The following is a 17,964-nucleotide window of genomic DNA, read 5'->3' on the forward strand; positions in this document are numbered from 1 at the left end:
ACCACTTGGTCCGCGGCCGGCGCGCCCGCACGGCTTGTGGACGCCGTCTGGACGCCAACCGACGCCCGCGTTCGGCCGCGTCGATTCAAGGAAGCACAGAGATGACCCAATACACCCTGGCCGGCGGAGGCCAGCCCACGCCGGAGCAGCGCAAGACGTCGCGCAAGGCCGCCGGGGCCGCGCTCATCGGCACGTCGATCGAGTGGTTTGACTTCTACGCCTTCGGCACCGCCGCTGCGCTGGTCTTCGGCGAACTCTTCTTCCCCAAGGACCTGGCCCCGGCAGTGGCCACCCTGGCGGCCATGGCCACGTTCGCCGCTGGATTCGTCCTTCGACCGCTCGGCGGCATCGTCTTCGGCCACCTCGGCGACCGGATCGGCCGCAAGAAGACCCTCATCATCACGTTGGTCATGATGGGTGTGGCGTCCATCGCCATCGGCCTGCTGCCCACGCACGCCCAGGTCGGCGGCTGGGCGGCCGTCCTGCTCGTCGGCCTGCGCGTGGTGCAGGGCCTGGCCATTGGCGGCGAATGGGGCGGCGCCGTCCTGGTGGCCGTGGAGAACGCACCCGCCAACCGCCGCAGCTTCTACGGTTCCTTCCCGCAGATGGGATCCTCCGTGGGCGCCCTGCTCTCCACCGGCCTCTTCGCCCTCCTGAACAGCGTCCTCAGCCACGAGCAGTTCCTGGCGTTCGGCTGGCGCGTGCCCTTCCTCGCCTCCGCGGTCCTCGTCGTCGTCGGCTTCCTCATCCGGCGCTCGCTGGATGAGACGCCGGCGATGAAGCAGGTGCTGGCCAGTGCCGAACGCTCCAAGCTCCCCGTCCTGGACGTGGTGCGCACGGCCCCGGGGATGCTGGTCCTGGGTGTGCTGACCCTCTCCGTGGGCACCGGCGGGTACTACATGGTCACCACCTACCTGACCACCTACGGCACCGAACACGTGGGCCTGAACGCCCAGCTCATCCTCAGCGGGCTCTCCATCGCGGCCGCCGTGGAGCTGGTCATCACACCCGTCATCGGCTGGTTGGGGGACCGTCGCACGCCCCACCTCGTCGTCATGGTCGGACTGTTGGCCGTGCTGGTGATCGCCCCCTTCCAGTTCCTGGTCCTGAACACCGGCTCGGCGCTACTGATCACCGCGGCCATGGTGGCCATGCGCATCGCCCAGTCCGCCGCATTCGCCCCGGTGTCCTCGGTCCTGGCCGAGGCGTTCACGCCGGCGGTGCGGTACACCGGCATCTCCATCTCCTACCAGTTTGCGAACCTGATCTTCGGTGGCCTCGTGCCGCTCGGTGCCGTGGCGCTGCTGGTGGCCATCCCGTCCGCGTGGCCCGTTGTGGTGGCGCTGATGGTGATGTCGGCCGTGGGGGCGGCGTCGGTCTGGGCCATGCGCCGAACATGGACCAGCACGCCCGCCGGCCTGCGGGAGCACGCCACCGAATGCCACCGGTTGACGGCATGAGCGTGGCGGCCGGCCGGGCTCGTCCCCAGGCGGCGGGAGGGCCGGACGAGGGACCGGGGTACCTGGTGCTCAACCCCGCCACGGGCCAGACCCTGGAACGCGTGGCCACGGACTCGGACGAACGGATCGAGGAGGCCGTGGCCGGCGCACAGACGGCCTTCCACCCGTGGCGGGACACCGGCGTCGACCACCGCGCCGACGTGTTGGCCCGCGTGGCCGTGTTGTTTACCGAGCGGGCGCGGCAGCTGGCGGCCATCATCACCGAGGAAATGGGCAAACCCCGTTCCCAGGCCCTCGCCGAGGTGCGCCTGTGCGCGCAGATCTTCACCTATTACGCCGGCCATGGCCCGGCCCTGGCCGCCGCCAAGCCGCTCAAGGACGGTCCGGACGGCCGGGCCGTCATCGAGACCCTGCCCATGGGCCCGCTGCTGGGCGTCATGCCGTGGAACTACCCCTATTACCAGGTGGCCCGGTTTGCGGCGCCGAACCTGATGCTCGGCAACACCCTGGTGGTCAAGCACGCGGAGCGGTGCCCGCGCTCGGCCCAGGCCATCGAGGCTCTCCTGGTCGACGCCGGCCTGCCAGTGGGCGCGTACGCCAACGTCTTCGCCTCGCACCGGCAGGTGGCCGCCCTGATCGCCGATCCGCGCATCCACGGGGTGTCGCTGACGGGCTCCGAACGGGCCGGTGCCATCGTCGGGGCGTTGGCGGGCCGTCACCTGAAGAAGGCCGTGCTCAAACTCGGCGGCTCGGATCCCTATATCGTCCTGGATGCGGATGATGTGCCTGAAGCCGCCCGCCGGGCACGTTCGCCCCGATGGCGTCCCGGGCGGCCGCCGTCGAACTGGCCGAGCAGGTCCGCGACGCCGTGGACCGGGGCGCCACGCTCCATGTGGGCGGACGACTGGTGGATGGCCCGGGCAGCTACCTGCAGCCGGCCGTGCTGACCGGTGTCAGACCGGGCATGCGCGCCTACCACGAGGAATTGTTCGGACCGGTGGCCGTGGTCCATCGGGTGGGCAGCGATGCCGAAGCCCTTCGACTGGCGAACGACACCCCCCCTTATGGGTTGGGCGGGGCCGTGTTCTGCACCGATGAGCCGAGGGCACTTACGGTGGCCCGGGGGCTCAACGCGGGGATGGTGGGTGTCAACGCGATGTGCGGCGACACGGCGGACCTGCCGTTCGGTGGCGTGCGGCGTTCCGGTTTCGGCAGGGAGCTGGGCCCGCTGGGCATGGACGAATTCGCCAATAAACGGCTCCTTCACATCCGGCGGTGGATCGACTTGTAGCTCAGGTAGGCGTTCAGGCCCTCGATCCCGTACTCGGTGCCCAGGCCCGAGTCATGCCGGCCGCCAAAGGGCGCCGAGTGGTTGGAGGCGAAGAAGTTGATGCCCACCGACCCCGAGTCCACCCTGTCCGCCACGGCCAGCGCGGCAACGGGGTCTTGGCCGAAGACGAGTCCGCCCAGGCCAAACTCGGTGTTGTTCGCCAAGGCCACCGCGTCATCCACCGTGCGGTACTTGAGCACCGAGAGCACCGGGCCGAAGATCTCCTCGCGCGAAATCCGCATGGACGCCTCCACATCGGCGAAGACCGTCGGCTCAACAAAGAACCCGCCCTCGAGCCCGCCACCGAGCACCGCCGCGCGGCCGCCGGTGGTCGCGCGCGCCCCTTGGGCGTGGCCGGATTCCACGTACTCCATGACGGTCTTGAACTGGGCGGCCGTCGCCGAGGGTCCGAACACGGTGTCGGGATCCAACGGGTCGCCCTGCCGGCCGGCACCGATGGTGGCCGTGACCATGTCGACGACCTCGTCGTACCGGGATGCGGGGGCCAGGATCCGCGTCGAGATGTAGCAGGTCTGGCCGGTGTTGCGCATGCATGAACGCACCAGCACCTCGCTCATCGCGTCCAGGTCGGCGTCGGGCAGCACGATCGCGCTGGACTTGCCGCCCAGTTCGAGCGTGACCGGGCGCAACAGCGCACCGGCCGCGATCTTCCGGCCCACCGGCGTCGAGCCGGTGAACGCGACCTTGTCCACCAGCGGGTGCTTGACCAGGGTGTCGCCCAACCGCCCGGAGCCGGTGACCAGGTTGACGACGCCGGCCGGAACCCCGGCGGCGGCGACGGCGTCGACGATCAGCCGCAACGACAGCGGGGTGGGGGAGGCCGGTTTCATGACCACGGTGCACCCGGACAGCAGCGCCGGCGCCAGCTTGATGACCATGAGGTTGATCGGGAAGTTCCACGGCGCAATCAGGGCGCACACGCCCACGGGGTCCCGGCGCACCACCGGTCCATAACTGCTGTGCAGTATGTGTCGACGACGCAACTGCTGGGCAGCAGATGTCGAAAATCCGGGAAAATGAGCCTGTTGCTAAATGGGCCCGACGGCTACGAAGTGGCGCGACACGCCATGGCTCCACCTCTGAAACCATGGCGTGTCGCTCGGCCTTTGGGCAAGGGCACCCATTCTGCAACAGGCTCAAATCGGTCCGAAACAAGCATCTACTGCCCACTGGTTTGCCAACCGCCCTGTCCTAACTCCGGGAAATTGGCTAGCCCAGTTCCCGGGTGTTGGTCAGCGCCAGCTCCTCGGCCCGCCGCTCCACCTCATCGGCGATGCGCCGCAGGTATGCGGCCCGCTCGGTCGGGGCTATGCGCGGCCAGGGGCCGGAACCGAACGGGCGGCGCGGGCGTCGATGGCCGGGCCGAAGTACGACGGCGCCGCTCCCGTTGACGTCGTGGCGGCGGTGCCGTCGTGGGGTGTGGGAGTTATCGGAGCACCTTCGTCTGGAGCAGCGCGGTGGAGCGGGTCAGGTCTGTGGTGCCCATGTCCACGGCCGCTGCGGTGATCAGTCCCGGAATGATTTCGGTGGCGAGCCGGTCGGCGTCGCGCATCAGCGCGTCTTCGAGCGAGTACGCGACGGGCCGGGTCTGACCAGCTCGAACACCTCCAGGATCGCCAGGACCTTCGAGGTGACCGTCCGTCCGGGGTCACGGCTGCCCCCTGCCATGCACACCTCCCCGTGCCCGCCGGGAGAAAACGCCCCGGGTGGATCGATTCTAGCGCCGGCGGAAGGGACTGCGCGGCCGGACCATGGGAGCATGGCCGCATGGCTAATTCCACGTCCGGGGACTCGTCGCTGGATCGGCTCGCCCGCATCCTGGGCGCTTTCGATGCGGACATGCCGGCGATGCCCGTCGGCGTCCTGGCCGCCAGGGCCAAGATCCCGCTGGCGACGGCCTACCGGCTGGTTGACCAGCTGGTCGGCCGCGATTTCCTGCGCAAGGACCCCGCCGGGAAGCTCAGGCTGGGGCTTGGACTCTGGGAGCTGGCGAACCGGAGTTCGGCGGCCCTGGACCTGCGTGAGGCGGCGATGCCCTTCATGGAGGACATCCAGGCGGTGGTGGGCCAGCACACCCAGCTGGCGGTGCTGCGCGATGATGAGGTGCTGTTCATCGAGCGGCTCTCGGGCCGGGATTCCGTGGTCAACCAGGCCCGCATTGCCGGCCGGCTGCCCGTGCACCGCACGTCCGCCGGCGTGGTGCTGTTGGCGTTCTCGCCCGCCCACGTCCAGGAGGCGTACCTGCGCCGCCACCCGGACGCGGCCCTGCCCGGGGAAACGGGTGCGGCAGGGTTCCGGAAGGTCCTGGCCCTGGTCCGGGCGCAGGGGTTCGCGGCCTTCGACGGGTTGGTCGATGAGCAGACGACGGGCATCAACGTGCCGGTACTGGGACGCGGCCGCGTCGCCATCGCGGCGTTGGGCGTGGTGGTCGCCCGCAATGAGGTTCAGCGGCACGCCATTCTGCCCGTCCTGATGACCGGGGCCCGCGGGATCGCCCGGGCCATGGGGGAGTCGCCCGGGTAACGCCCAAATTCTCATTCATTGAGAAAGCAGGTGAGGGGCCCCGGAGACGGTGCCACAGTGGACGGAGATCCACACCACATTGGTCGAAGGAGACACGCATGGACGCAGCACCCCACATCGTCAGGACCCGGGTCGGCATCGTCGGCGGCGGGCCGGCCGGCCTGATGCTCTCGCACCTGCTGGCGACCTCGGGCATTGACAATGTGGTGGTGGAGAAGCGGTCCCACGAGGCCATCGAGAACACCCACCGGGCCGGCATCCTGGAGCACGGCAGCGTGCGGATGCTCACCGAGTCGGGTGTCTCCAACCGTGTCATCACCGACGGCGACAAACACGACGGCATCGATTTGCGATTCGGCGGGGTGAGCCACCGCATCGACTTCGACGCCCTGGTGGGCGAATCGGTCTGGCTGTACCCGCAGAACCAGGTGTTTGTCGATTTGGCCGCGGCCCGCAGGCGCGACGACGGCGATGTCCGGTTCTCCGTGACGGACACGGAGGTGCTGGACCTGACTACGGACACCCCCAAGATCCGGTTCACCGATGTGCAGGGCCGGCGCGTTGAACTTCACTGCGACTTCGTGGTCGGTGCGGACGGTTCCTCGAGCATGTGCCGCCGCGCGATCCCGGCGACCCTGCGCCAGGGCCATTTCATCGAATACCCGTTTGCCTGGTTCGGCATCCTCACCGAGGCGCCGCGCAGCGCCCCGGAACTGATCTATGCCAACTCCCCGCACGGGTTCGCGCTGATCAGCCAGCGCAATGAGACGGTCCAGCGCATGTATTTCCAGGCCGACCCGAACGAGGACGCCGCGGCCTGGAGCGAGGAGCGGATCTGGGACGAACTGCAGCGGCGCGTGGACGGACCGGACGGCCTGGAACTCAAGCGCGGCCCCATCTTCGAGCAGATGATCCTGAAGTTCCGCAGCTATGTTTGCGAACCGCTGCGGCACGGGAACCTGTTCCTGGCCGGCGACGCCGGCCACACGGTTCCGCCCACCGGTGCCAAGGGCCTCAACCTGGCCCTGGCGGACGTCAGGGTGCTCTTTGAGGCCCTCGACTCCTTCTACTCCACCGGGTCGTCGACCCTGCTGGACGGCTACAGCGAGACGGCCCTGAAGCGTGTGTGGAAGGCGCAGAACTTCTCCTACTGGATGACCTCCATGCTGCACACCCGCAGCGAGGCCAGCAGCTTTGAACGCAAGCGCGCCCTCGGGGAGCTCGACAGCGTCGTGTCCTCCACCTACGGCCGGGCCTACCTGGCCGAGGCCTACACCGGCTGGTCCCACGGCTGAACAGCGCCCTCCCGACAACAGCGCATCCAGACAACAGCGCATCCCGACAACAGAGTCCTGACAACCGATGTGGAGTGACAAGGCAATGAAACCCCTGGACGACGAGAACTTCGACGACAGCCACGTCGTGGTGTCCGGCGCCGCCGCCGACACACAGGAGTCGATCTCCCGGCAGATCGGCGACATCCACCGGGCCTATGCGGCGGAACGGGCCGCCGGCGGCCCGGAAGCGACACAGCCGCGGCTGGACTTCGCCCCCTACCGCAGCAGCATCCTGCGCCATCCCACCAAGGACCTCCACCACGTCGATCCGGAGACCATCGAGCTGTTCTCCCCGGCGTTCGGGCACCGTGACGTCCACGAGCTCGAAGCCGACCTGACCATCCAGCACAACGGCGAGCCGATGGGGGAGCGGATCAAGGTCACCGGGCGCGTGCTCGACGGCCAGGGCCGCCCGGTGCGCAACCAGCTGGTGGAAATCTGGCAGGCAAACTCCGCCGGCCGGTACATCCACAAGCGCGACCAGCACCCGGCCCCCCTCGACCCGAACTTCACCGGTGTGGGCCGCACCCTGACCACCGACGACGGCTGGTACGAATTCACCACGATCAAGCCCGGGCCCTACCCGTGGAAGAACCACACCAATGCCTGGCGCCCGGCCCACATCCATTTCTCCCTGTTCGGCACGGACTTCACCCAGCGGATGATCACCCAAATGTACTTCCCGGGCGACCCGCTGTTCGGCCTGGACCCGATCTACCAGTCCATCACGGACCAGAACGCCAGGGACCGGCTGGTGGCCACCTACGACCACAATGTGACAACGCATGAATGGGCCACCGGCTACCGTTGGGACATCGTGCTGACCGGCAGCAACCGTACGTGGATGGAAGAAGAGGACACGGACCAGTGAGCGACACCATGAAGCCGGCCACGCCCGGGCAGACCGTCGGGCCGTTCTTCGGCTACGCCCTGCCGTATGACAAGGACTCGGAACTGGTCAGCCGGGCCCACCCCGGGGCCGTGCGCCTGCATGGCACGGTCTACGACGGTGCCGGCAACCCGATTCCCGACGCGCTGCTGGAAATCTGGCAGCCGGATGACACCGGCCGGGTGGTCCAGCGCAGCGGATCGCTGGTCCGGGACGGCTACACGTTCACCGGATGGGGCCGGGAGGCGGTGGACAACGAGGGCCACTACACGTTCACCACGCTCAACCCCGGCGCAACGGAAGCCGGCCGCGCACCCTTCATCGCCGTCGTCGTGCTCGCCCGCGGGTTGATGAACAAGCTGCACACCCGCGTCTACCTGCCGGAGGACGCGGCCGCGCTCGCGGCCGATCCGCTGCTGGCCGCGCTGCCCGAGGACCGGCGCCGCACCCTGGTCGCCACCCGCGAGGCCAACGGCGACCTGCTCTGGGACGTCCGCCTCCAGGGGGACGATGAGACCGTCTTCCTCAGCTTTCCCGGGGCGTAGACCATGGTGGAATCGGGCCAGGGGCGCGACCCTGGCGACTACGGCCTGCTGTCCCCGGTCTGGGCGGGGACCCGGGTTGCCGAGCTGACCTCGGACGTGGCGTTCCTGCAGGCGATGCTCGATGTTGAGCTCGGGTGGGTGCGTGTGCAGGGCCATGCGGGTCTTCTGGAGGCCGCCCTGGTGGAGCCGATGGCCCACGCCTTCACGGCCGGTGCCTATGACGCCGCGTCCGTGGCGGCCCGTGCCCAGCACGGCGGAAACCCGCTGATTCCGCTGCTCGGGGACGTCCGCGCGGCCCTCGCCGGGTCGGCACCGGAGGGAGTCGCCGCGGTGCACCGGGGCGCCACCAGCCAGGACATCGTCGACAGCGCCCTGATGCTGATGTCGCGGCGGGCCGTGGCCGTGATCGGCGCCGACCTGCGCACGGCCGGGCAGGCGCTGGCGGCCCTGGCCGACGACCACCGTGGAACCCTCATGGCGGCGCGGACGCTGACACAGCACTCCCTGCCGTCGACCTTTGGCCTCAAGGCGGCCCAGTGGCTTGCGGCGGTCGGTGAAGCTGGCGAAAGACTCGATGCCGCCGCCGCGGCGCTGCCGCTGCAATGGGGCGGGGCAGCCGGAACCATGGCCGCGCTCACCGGGCTGGCGCAACAGCAGGCAGCGGACGACGGCGGGCCGCTGGCGTGGGCGTCGCTGCTGGCGGAAACGCTGGGGTTGGCCGAGCCGGTGGCGCCGTGGCACACGAACCGCCTCCCGGTGACGGGCCTGGCCCACGCGCTGGCCGACGTCGTGGCCGCGGCGGGAAAGGTCGCCAACGACGTGCTGCTGCTCGGCCGCCCGGAGATTGCCGAAGTGTCCGAGCCGCCGGCGGCAGGGCGCGGTGTCTCCTCGGCCATGCCGCAGAAGCGGAACCCGGTGCTCTCGGTGCTGATCCGCAGCGCCGCGCTGGCAGCCCCGGGCCACCTCGTCCAGCTGCAGGCGGCGGCCGGGGCCGCCGTGGACGAACGCCCCGACGGGTCCTGGCAGGCCGAATGGCAGGCGCTGCGGCAACTGCTGCGCCTGGCCGGGGGCGCCGCCGCGAAACTGGCCGAGCTCGTCTCCGGGCTGCAGGTGCACCCGGAAGCCCTCGCCGCCAATCTGCGCCTCAGCGGTGAACCGCTGCTCAGCGAACGCATCATGAACACGGTGGCCCCGCTGCTGGATGGCGGGAGCCCGGGCGCGGGACGCCAACGGGTCCAGGCCCTGGTCAGTGCGTCCCTGGCCGGCGGCCCGGATCTGGTCGCGGCCGTGCGCGACGCGGTGCCTCAGGACCTGCTCAGTGACCAGGATCTTGCCATGTTGGTGGACCCGGCCGGCTACCTGGGCCAAAACGACGCCCTGATCGACCGGATCATCGACCGTTACGGCCAAGGAGAGCGGGCATGAGCATTCCCGAACTGACCCCAACCCTGCTGTCCGCCGGTCATGGCAGGCCTGTGCTCGTCGCCGGGGCCGGGCTGGGCACGGGAGTCCGGGCCCTGTGGGACGATGCGGTGCCGTTCCTGCCGGACTTCCAGGTGGTTGGCATCGACCTGCCCGGGCACGGGGCCAGCCCCGCGGCCGAGGACCCGTTCTCTGTGGCCGAACTCGCCGCGGCGGTTGCCCGGGTCGTGTCCACGCTGCGGGCGGCCGGGGACATCCCGGCCGCCGGGAGCATCTACTTCGCCGGCGTGTCCCTGGCCGGGGGCGTGGCATTGCAGCTCGGGCTGGACTACCCGGCCCTGTTCTCCGGCCTGGCCGCGATCTGCACGGGGGCACGGATAGGCGAACCGCAGGCATGGCTGGATCGCGCCGACACCGTCCGGACCCAGGGCACACCGACCCAAATCACCGGCTCCGCCCAGCGCTGGTTCGCCGCCGGATTCATCGACGCCCACCCGGAGGCGTCGGCCCGGCTGCTGCATACGCTCCAGGATGCCGACCGCTTCAGCTACGCCCACGCCTGCGAGGCCCTGGCCGGCTTTGACGTCCGGGACAGCCTGGGACGCATCGAGCTCCCCTTGCTGGGCATCGCCGGTGGCCAGGACAGTGTCTGCCCGCCCGCCATGGCCGAGGCGATCGCCGTCGGGGTCCGCCACGGTCGGTGTGCGGTGGTTGAGTCCGCCGCCCACCAGGCGCCGCTCGAGGCGCCGGCGGAGACCGCCGGGCTGTTGACCGACTTCTTCACATCGCTGTGAGGTCGCCGTGAGCCGGACCCAGCATCACACCGGATCCACCCGGAAATGTACGTTGTCAATCGCAAGGAGCCGTCATTGACTGAGGCAGCAAGCCCGGGGCCGGCGAGCATGGATCTCTCCCGGGCGCAGCAGGACGTGTTCGACGAGGGCATGGCCGTCCGCCGGGAGGTGCTCGGGGACGCGCATGTGGACCGTGCCACCGCCGCGATGGACGACTTCACCGAGGACTTCCAGTCCCTGATCACCCGGTATGCCTGGGGCAGCATCTGGACCCGCCCCGGGCTGCCCCGCACCACCCGCAGCGCCATCACGCTCACGGCCATGATCGCCCACGGACACTGGGAGGAATTCGCGATGCATGTGCGCGCCGCCCTGACCAACGGCATGACCGGCGACGAGATCAAGGAGGTCATCCTCCAATCCGCGATTTACTGCGGTGTCCCCTCGGCCAACACGGCCTTCAAGGTGGCACAGGGCGTGTTTTCCACCCTTGCCGCCGAACCCCGCAGCGATCCCCAGTCCGGCCCCCGAGGGCCCGAAGCCCCCTAGGAGTACAGTGCAGCAGGCATTCATCTACGACGCGATCCGCACCCCGTTCGGCAAGTTCGGCGGCGGGTTGGCGACCGTGCGACCCGACGACCTGGCCGCCACCATGGTGCGGGCCGCCGTCGAGCGGGCTCCGGGGCTCGATGCCGACCGGATCGACGAGGTCGTCTTCGGCAACGCCAACGGCGCCGGGGAGGAGAACCGCAACGTGGCCCGGATGGCCACCCTCCTGGCCGGACTTCCCACCACCATCCCCGGCACCACGGTGAACCGGTTGTGCGGTTCCAGCCTGGACGCGGCGATCATCGGCTCCCGCCAGGTCAACACCGGCGAGGCCGACCTGGTGCTGGTCGGCGGTGTGGAGTCGATGAGCAGGGCCCCGTGGGTGCTGCCGAAAACGGAGCGGCCCTACCCGGCGGGGGACCTGGCCCTGGCCTCGACCACCCTCGGGTGGCGGCTGGTGAACCCGCGGATGCCCGCCGCGTGGACGGTCAGCCTGGGGGAGGCCACCGAGCAGTTGCGGCATCGGCACGGCATCGGCCGGGACCGCCAGGACGCGTTCGCCGCGGCCTCGCACCGCCTGGCCGACGCGGCGTGGACGGCCGGGCACTACGACAACCTCGTGGTGCCGGTGCCGGGGACCACGCTCGCGCGGGATGAAAGCATCCGCCCCGGCAGCACGCCCGAGGTGCTGGCCGGGTTGACGACGGTCTTCCGGCCCGTCTCCGACGGCCCCGACGGCGGGACGGTGACGGCGGGGAACGCGTCCCCCTTGAGCGACGGGGCGTCCGCGGCGTGGATCGGCGGCGAGGCCGGCGGCGCGCTGCTGGGCCTGCCGCCGCTGGCACGCATCGCCGGCCGCGGCGCGGCCGCCCTGGACCCGCAGTTCTTCGGCTTCGCCCCCGTGGACGCGGCCAACCAGGCGCTGCGCCGGGCCGGGATCGTCTGGGAGGACGTGGCCGCCGTCGAACTCAACGAGGCGTTCGCGGCGCAGTCCCTGGCCTGCATCGACGCCTGGGGGATCGAGGAGGGCATCGTGAACGCGTGGGGCGGGGCGTTGGCGATCGGACATCCACTGGGCGCCTCCGGCGTGCGGATCCTGGGCACGCTCGCCCGCCGGCTGCAGTCCACCGGCGAGAGGTGGGGGGTGGCCGCGATCTGCATCGGCGTCGGCCAGGGGCTGGCCGTCGTGCTCGAAAACGTCACGTCGCTTGATCAGGGGAAGTAGGGGATGGGGATGCTGACCATCGCGGACACGGCGGAGCAGGCCGTTGCGGACATCACGGACGGGTCCACGGTCCTGATCGGCGGGTTCGGTCCGGCCGGGCAGCCGGTGGAGCTGATCGAGGCGTTGCTGGAGCAGGGGGCGCGGGAGTTGGTGGTGGTGAACAACAATGCCGGCAACGGCGAGACCGGGCTGGCGGCCCTGATCGGTGCCGGGCGGGTCCGGAAGATCATCTGTTCGTTCCCGCGCCAGTCCGACTCGCAGATCTTCGATGCCGCCTACCGGGCCGGGACGATCGAGCTCGAACTCGTGCCGCAGGGCAACCTGGCCGAACGCATCCGGGCCGCCGGGGCCGGAATCGGCGGCTTCTTCACCCCCACCGGGTACGGGACGATCCTGGCGGAAGGAAAGGAGACCCGGATCATCAACGGCCGCGGGCATGTCTTCGAGACGCCGATCGCCGGCGACGTCGCGTTGATCAAGGCGCTCACCGCGGATCGCGTGGGAAACCTGGTGTACCGCAAGACGGCACGGAACTTCGGCCCGATCATGGCCGCCGCCGCCGGCAAGTCCATCGTCCAGGTATCCACCATCGTGGACACCGGCCGGCTGGACCCGGAGAACGTGGTCACCCCGGGCATCTACGTCAACACCATCGTGCAAATCAATACAGGACACCCGGAACCGGCGACCATGGAGGAAAACCAATGACCACCACTCTCAGCAGGGAGCAGCTCGCCCGGCTGGTGGCCGGCGACATCGCGCCCGGTTCGTTCGTGAACCTGGGCATCGGCCAGCCCACGATGGTGTCGAACTTCCTGACGCCCGCCCAGCACGTCACCCTGCACACCGAGAACGGCATGCTCGGCATGGGCCCCGAGGCCGTGGGGGACCAGATCGATCCGGACCTGATCAACGCCGGCAAGATCCCGGTCACCGAACTGCCCGGAGCGTCATACTTCCATCACGCCGACTCGTTCGCCATCATGCGCGGCGGCCACCTGGACGTGTGCGTCCTGGGCGCGTTCCAGGTTTCCACCACGGGCGACCTGGCCAACTGGCACACCGGCGCCCCCGACGCGATACCCGCGGTCGGCGGGGCCATGGACCTGGCGACCGGGGCCAAGGACGTGTACGTCATGATGTCCTTGTTCACCCGGGACGGGACGGCCAAGCTGGTTCCCGCGTGCACCTACCCGCTCACCGGCGTGGGCTGCGTGACCCGCGTCTACACCAATGAGGCGGTGTTCCTGATCGACGACGACGGCGTCCGCGTCCGCGAAACCTTTGGGCTCACCTTTGAGGAGCTTGCGGCACGGATGGAGATCCCGCTGCTGCGGGCAGGGTGAGCGCACCGCGACTCCGGGGCGGTCATGCGCCATTCCCTTGATCATGCCCGGACCGGCAGGTGCAGGCATTCACTTCCCTACGCCGCCGGCCAGTCCGCGGACGAAGTAGCGTTGGCAGACGAAGAAGAGGATGACCATCGGCACGGCGGCCATCGTCATGCCGGCGAACACGAGCGGGTACTGGGTCCCGTTTTTCGACATCAGGTCGGCCAGGCCCACGGGTAGCGTCTGGAGTCCGGTGCCGCTGGTGAAGACCATGGCGAAAAGGTATTCGTTCCAGTTGGTCAGCACGTTCAGGACGATGGTGGTGATGATGATGGGCTTGCTCATGGGCAGGGTGATTCGCCAGAAGGCGGCGGCCCTGGAGGCCCCATCGATGGCGGCCGCCTCGTCGACCTCCAGCGGCAGGTCCATCATGTAGGCGCGCATCAGGAACACGGTGAAGGGTACCCGGAACGCGGTGTACAGGATCAGCAGGCCAAGGAACGTGTTATACAGGCCCCAGCCCTGGAACATCTTGACGAGGGGAACCAGTGCCACGGTCGGCGCCAGCATGAGGCCGGCCAGGACGACGACGGTGAACGTGCGGTTGAGCGGGATCCGCACGCGGGTGAGTCCGTAGGCCGCCCACGCGCCGATGGCTTCCGTGAAGAATGTGGCAAGGACGGTGAGGCTGACGCTCGTGAGGACGAACTTGCCGACGCCTTGTTGCCAGGCGGCGACGAAATTCTCCCACCCGAACCGGGACGGCAACGCGAACGGCTTGTCGAAAAGCTCGGTGTTGGTCTTGAATCCATTGAGGAACATCCAGATCAGCGGGTACAGCACGACGACGGCCAGCCCGACCAGGACAATCCAGACGAGGGCAGAGCGCACCAGCCGGCCCGCCACTGACGCGCTCACCATTCCACCCTCCTGCTGCGGGACATCCACAATTGCAGGATGGCCAGGATGAGCGTGATCACGAAGATCGCCACCCCGATGGCTGCGGCGTATCCGAAGTCGTTATTGAGGAACCCGGCGTGGTAGAGCCACGTCCCCAAGACCTGTGATGAGTTGTTCGGGCCGCCGCTGGTCATGACCATGACCTCGTTGAACACCTGGAAGGCCCCGGAGATCGTCACGATCATCATCAGGCCGGTCATTTCCCGCACCAGCGGCATGGAGATGCTGAAGAACCGGCGGATCGGTCCGACCCCGTCGATCGCCGACGCCTCGTAGAGCTCGACGGGAATGCGCTGGAGGGCTACGGAGAACAGGAGAACGCTGTAGCCGAATCCCTGCCACTGGCTCATCGCGATGATCGCGAAGATGGCAGTGCTCTCATGACCCAGCCACGCCTGTGCGTACTGGCCCAGGCCCATGCTGGTGAGAAACGCGTCGAGCATGCCGGACTGGGGTTGGTAGATGAAGTAGAACAACAGTCCGGCGACGGTCAGGGAGATGGCCGACGGGATGAAGTAGATGGAACGGAACGCCTTGCGCATCCGCTCGCTCCTGACGCTCTCGACGATGGCGGCCAGGGCCAGGGCTCCGAACACCTGGACCACGATGGAAATCAGGGCGTACCAGGCGTTGTTGAGCAGCGCCTTGCCGAAGATCGGGTCGGTCGCCAACTCGGCGTAATTGGCCCCTCCGACAAACGTTTGCTCACCGCTGTAGATGTTCCACTTCAGGAAGCTGAACACGATGTTCTGCAGCAGCGGCCAGTACACGAACACGGCCAGCACGGCCAGTGCGGGGATGAGCCACACGATGTTGCGCCACCGCTCCCTGGAATGCACCGGCTGGCGGTTTCGCACCGGCTTCACGTCGCGCGCGACGGCCGGCCGGATGGACGCTGGTGCGGTGGTCACTTGGCCTTCTCCGACGCGGCCCGCACGGCCTTCAACGCATCTGCGGGGCTGAGCCCGCCGGAGACGAGTCCTTCGCTGGCCGACACCCAGGCGTCCCCGACCGTGGGCACGGTGGCCATGTCGAGCCACACGACGGTCGACGGGGCCTTGTTGACGGCTGCACTGCCTTCGGCGACCGCTGCGCTGGATGTGGTCGCCGTCACGGCGCCGATGACGGCACTCGGTTGCCCGTACGGCGGGGAGGAGAGGACGGCGGCATTCTTCTGGCCGGTGGCGAACTTCATGAAGTCGAGGGCCAGGGCGGCATTCTTGCTCTTGTTGTTGATCATGTACCCCTCGGGGGCGGCCTCCAGCGTCGTCGGGTCACCCTTGGCATCGGCCGGAGCCGGCAGCGGGAAGATTCCGAAGCCGTCCTTGTTCAATCGGCTGCCTCCGGTGTTGACGGAGTCGAACTCCACCAGCTCCTGGTAGTACATGGCCGCCTTGCCGCCTTGTTGTTGCTGCTGGGCGGTCGTGTAGGTGACGCCATTGGAATTGGTGCCGTCCCCGGTGCAGGAGGTGATGAGTTCGTTGAATTGCTTCATGGCGGTGACATAGCCGGGATCGCTCCACGTGGCTGTCTTGGGCAGCAGGTCCTTGTCGAGTGTCGCCCGGGGGACGTTGTACGCGAAGAGCTGTTGGAGGTAGTGCAGGCCGGGCCAGCCGTCCTTGTTGCCGAAGGCGATCGGCGTGTAGCCGGCGGCCTTGATGGTCGTGCAATCACTGATCAACTCCTCGAAGCTGCTGGGGACGGTGAGTCCGAGCTTCGTGAAGATCGCCTTGTTGTACCCCATGAACTTCGCATCGTTGTACAGGGGTACGCCGTAGTACTTGCCGTTGTACTTGAACGCGTTGAGGGCCCCTGCGCCGAACGTCTTGCCCCAGGTCGTCGACGGTGCGATCTGGGCGCTCAGGTCGGCGGCGAGGCCGTTCTCGGCGAAGTTCTGGCCCCAGTTCCCCGCATAGCTGAAGTAGATGTCGGGCAGGGATTGCGAGGCGATCAGGACCTTTTCCTTGTCCTTGACCGCGTTGTCGTCCGTCTCCTGGGACAGGGTGATCTGCACCTTGGGGTGTTCGGCCTTGTATGCCTTGATGACGTTCTCGAAGTAGCTGCCCATGGGCTGCCCGGCGAAGGCCGTGAGGATGCTGATCGAGCCGGTGTAGTCAGGTGCGCTGCCCAGATCGGCTGATTGGGTGCCGCCCCCCGATGAGGAGCACCCTGCAAGCGCGAGCGCCAACGTTGCCGAGGCCGCTGCCAGTGTGAATTTTCGCACGTTAATCTCCCGTCATGATCGTCGGGCGCGGAGTTCCATGTCCGCCGGAACCAGGGTTCCTGACCCGCCGTTGGATCGTTTGAGCCGGTAGTCGCGCCGGCAAGTTGTAACGACTATAGCGATATGTGGTACCGGTATCAATAGTTTCAGAAGGAGTTTCCACTGCGAATGTGAATTGACCGGTTGAAGCGATTTCGGTTCCGGGTTGACCGTCCGTCCGGACTAGCGGCGGGGGGCGGCGACACTGGCGCGCGGCACGAACGTTGCCTCCAGGACGTGTGTGGCCACCGGTGCCGTGTCGGCGGCGATCCGTTCGAGCAGGCATTCGGCGGTGACGGTGCCCAGCTGTTCCAGTGGTTGGGCGACCATGGACAGTGGCGGTGACATCACGGTGGCCCAACTGCTGTCGTCAAAACCGATCAGGGACACGTCGTCCGGGTATGTCAGGCCGCGCTGCCGCAGGGCCAGCAGCGTTCCGACCAGGGCGTCGGACTCCGTGGCGAAGATCGCCGTGGGCGGGTCCACGAGGGCCAGCATGCCCAAGACGGCACGGGTCGCCTGTTGTTCGTTCTTGAGGACGTGGGTGACCAGCGACGTGTCAAACTCGATGCCGGCCTTGTCCAGTGCGTCAAGGTACCCGCGGAGGCGTTCGCCGTCGCTCGAGAGCGAGCGGGCGATGATCGCCTCCATTTGGCGGGGGCCCGTTGCCGGCTCCACCGTCACGGGTCCCCAGACGAAGCCGATGCGCTGGTGACCGTTGCCGATCAACTCGGAGACCGCTTCGAAGGCGGCTTCACGGTTGTTGATGACCACCGTGTCCAGGTCGGTGCCGTCAAACAGCCTGTCGACGAGGACGAGCGGGATGCCACGGGACTGGACCAGCTCAAGATGTGCCGGCGGGGCGTCGCGGCCCGCGGCGGAGGCCAGGACAATACCGTCGACCTGCTTGTCGACGAGCACACCGACGGCGTCGGCTTCCTTGGCCAGGTTCTCGTCGGTGCTCAGGACGAGAACGTCGTAGCCGTGCCGGTGAACGGTGTCGGTGAATGCCTTGAGGACGCCGGCGAAGAACGGGTTCCCGACGTCCGCGAGAACCACTCCGAGCGTCTTGGTTTCACCGGTGGTCATGCTGCGGGCGATGGCATTGGGCCGGTAGCCGAGCTGCTTGGCCGCACGCAGGACCCGCTCCCGGGTCGGCCCACTGACCGAACCGTAGCCGCCCAACGTGCGCGCCACGGTCGCCCGGCCGACGCCGGCCGCGTCGGCAACCTCGGAAATGGTCGGTGAGGACGGGGCCCGGTTCTGTTCACTCATAGTGTGCCCATCTTCGCAGATCGGCCGACCCGGTCCGTGC

At 68.4% G+C, this 17,964-nt stretch carries 16 protein-coding genes and 2 pseudogenes; 12 read left to right on the plus strand and 6 right to left on the minus strand.

Translation table 11 applies throughout. The annotated features are described in order from the left end of the window. Positions 1-101 precede the first annotated feature (101 nt). Together EJC77_RS15825 and EJC77_RS15830 are read left to right on the plus strand one after the other, a co-directional pair. On the plus strand, positions 102-1,460 hold the full coding sequence (locus EJC77_RS15825) for an MFS transporter (RefSeq protein ID WP_125614756.1): 1,359 nt from the start codon (positions 102-104) through the stop codon (positions 1,458-1,460). Then, a pseudogene (locus EJC77_RS15830) lies at positions 1,457-2,751 on the plus strand (aldehyde dehydrogenase family protein). The gene EJC77_RS15825 and the pseudogene EJC77_RS15830 overlap by 4 nt, the downstream one beginning before the upstream one ends. Here EJC77_RS15830 and EJC77_RS15835 read toward each other — a convergent pair. Next, positions 2,724-4,137 (minus strand): annotated as a pseudogene (locus EJC77_RS15835) (aldehyde dehydrogenase family protein); the annotation flags it as partial. The pseudogenes EJC77_RS15830 and EJC77_RS15835 sit on opposite strands and share 28 nt — an antisense overlap. A 100-nt stretch (positions 4,138-4,237) precedes the next feature. Beyond that, positions 4,238-4,363, minus strand: a complete 126-nt coding sequence (locus EJC77_RS21385) for a hypothetical protein (RefSeq protein WP_276309086.1) — start codon at positions 4,361-4,363, stop codon at positions 4,238-4,240. Between the two features lie 215 nt (positions 4,364-4,578). On the opposite strand from EJC77_RS21385, the gene EJC77_RS15845 reads away from it, so the two are divergent. The 10 genes from EJC77_RS15845 to EJC77_RS15890 all read left to right on the plus strand — a co-directional run bounded on the left by EJC77_RS15845 (position 4,579) and on the right by EJC77_RS15890 (position 13,441). After that, entirely contained in the window at positions 4,579-5,334 is a 756-nt protein-coding gene (locus EJC77_RS15845; protein WP_125614759.1) for an IclR family transcriptional regulator, read from the plus strand. A gap of 98 nt (positions 5,335-5,432) precedes the next feature. Then, positions 5,433-6,629: a 4-hydroxybenzoate 3-monooxygenase gene (locus EJC77_RS15850; protein ID WP_125614762.1), complete on the plus strand. Its 1,197-nt coding sequence runs from the start codon at positions 5,433-5,435 to the stop codon at positions 6,627-6,629. An 85-nt stretch (positions 6,630-6,714) separates the two neighbouring features. Then, positions 6,715-7,542, plus strand: coding sequence for a protocatechuate 3,4-dioxygenase subunit beta (pcaH, locus tag EJC77_RS15855; protein WP_125614765.1), 828 nt, complete (start codon positions 6,715-6,717; stop codon positions 7,540-7,542). An 8-nt stretch (positions 7,543-7,550) separates the two neighbouring features. Further along, a complete protein-coding gene (gene pcaG / locus EJC77_RS15860; protein ID WP_125614848.1) occupies positions 7,551-8,105 on the plus strand; it encodes a protocatechuate 3,4-dioxygenase subunit alpha in 555 nt (184 codons plus the stop codon). Positions 8,106-8,108: 3 nt separating this feature from the next. Further along, complete coding sequence (locus tag EJC77_RS15865; protein WP_125614768.1) at positions 8,109-9,530, plus strand: lyase family protein; 1,422 nt, start codon at positions 8,109-8,111, stop codon at positions 9,528-9,530. After that, positions 9,527-10,321, plus strand: coding sequence for an alpha/beta fold hydrolase (locus tag EJC77_RS15870; protein WP_125614771.1), 795 nt, complete (start codon positions 9,527-9,529; stop codon positions 10,319-10,321). Before EJC77_RS15865 ends, EJC77_RS15870 begins: the two co-directional genes overlap by 4 nt. Before the next feature lie 108 nt (positions 10,322-10,429). Further along, on the plus strand, positions 10,430-10,870 hold the full coding sequence (pcaC, locus tag EJC77_RS15875; RefSeq protein WP_125614850.1) for a 4-carboxymuconolactone decarboxylase: 441 nt from the start codon (positions 10,430-10,432) through the stop codon (positions 10,868-10,870). Between the two features lie 7 nt (positions 10,871-10,877). Continuing rightward, positions 10,878-12,095: a thiolase family protein gene (locus EJC77_RS15880; RefSeq protein ID WP_125614774.1), complete on the plus strand. Its 1,218-nt coding sequence runs from the start codon at positions 10,878-10,880 to the stop codon at positions 12,093-12,095. Between the two features lie 9 nt (positions 12,096-12,104). After that, the gene (locus tag EJC77_RS15885) at positions 12,105-12,803 is read left to right on the plus strand and encodes a 3-oxoacid CoA-transferase subunit A (protein ID WP_125614777.1); all 699 of its coding nucleotides are present in this window, start codon (positions 12,105-12,107) and stop codon (positions 12,801-12,803) included. After that, on the plus strand, positions 12,800-13,441 hold the full coding sequence (locus EJC77_RS15890; RefSeq protein ID WP_125614780.1) for a 3-oxoacid CoA-transferase subunit B: 642 nt from the start codon (positions 12,800-12,802) through the stop codon (positions 13,439-13,441). Before EJC77_RS15885 ends, EJC77_RS15890 begins: the two co-directional genes overlap by 4 nt. A 69-nt stretch (positions 13,442-13,510) precedes the next feature. Here EJC77_RS15890 and EJC77_RS15895 read toward each other — a convergent pair whose 3' ends face one another. The 4 genes from EJC77_RS15895 to EJC77_RS15910 form a co-directional block, all read right to left on the minus strand. Next, positions 13,511-14,347, minus strand: a complete 837-nt coding sequence (locus EJC77_RS15895) for a carbohydrate ABC transporter permease (protein ID WP_125614783.1) — start codon at positions 14,345-14,347, stop codon at positions 13,511-13,513. Continuing rightward, on the minus strand, positions 14,341-15,297 hold the full coding sequence (locus EJC77_RS15900) for a carbohydrate ABC transporter permease (RefSeq protein ID WP_240630297.1): 957 nt from the start codon (positions 15,295-15,297) through the stop codon (positions 14,341-14,343). The genes EJC77_RS15895 and EJC77_RS15900 overlap by 7 nt, the downstream gene beginning before the upstream one ends. Next, positions 15,294-16,610 (minus strand): ABC transporter substrate-binding protein, encoded by a 1,317-nt coding sequence (locus EJC77_RS15905; RefSeq protein WP_240630298.1) that lies wholly within the window; start codon positions 16,608-16,610, stop codon positions 15,294-15,296. Before EJC77_RS15905 ends, EJC77_RS15900 begins: the two co-directional genes overlap by 4 nt. A 222-nt stretch (positions 16,611-16,832) precedes the next feature. Beyond that, positions 16,833-17,924 carry a LacI family DNA-binding transcriptional regulator gene (locus EJC77_RS15910; protein WP_125614789.1) on the minus strand — a complete coding sequence of 364 codons (1,092 nt, stop codon included), beginning with the start codon at positions 17,922-17,924 and terminating at the stop codon, positions 16,833-16,835. Positions 17,925-17,964 lie beyond the last annotated feature (40 nt).

Source organism: Specibacter cremeus (genome assembly GCF_003946885.1).
Lineage (GTDB): Bacteria > Actinomycetota > Actinomycetes > Actinomycetales > Micrococcaceae > Specibacter > Specibacter cremeus.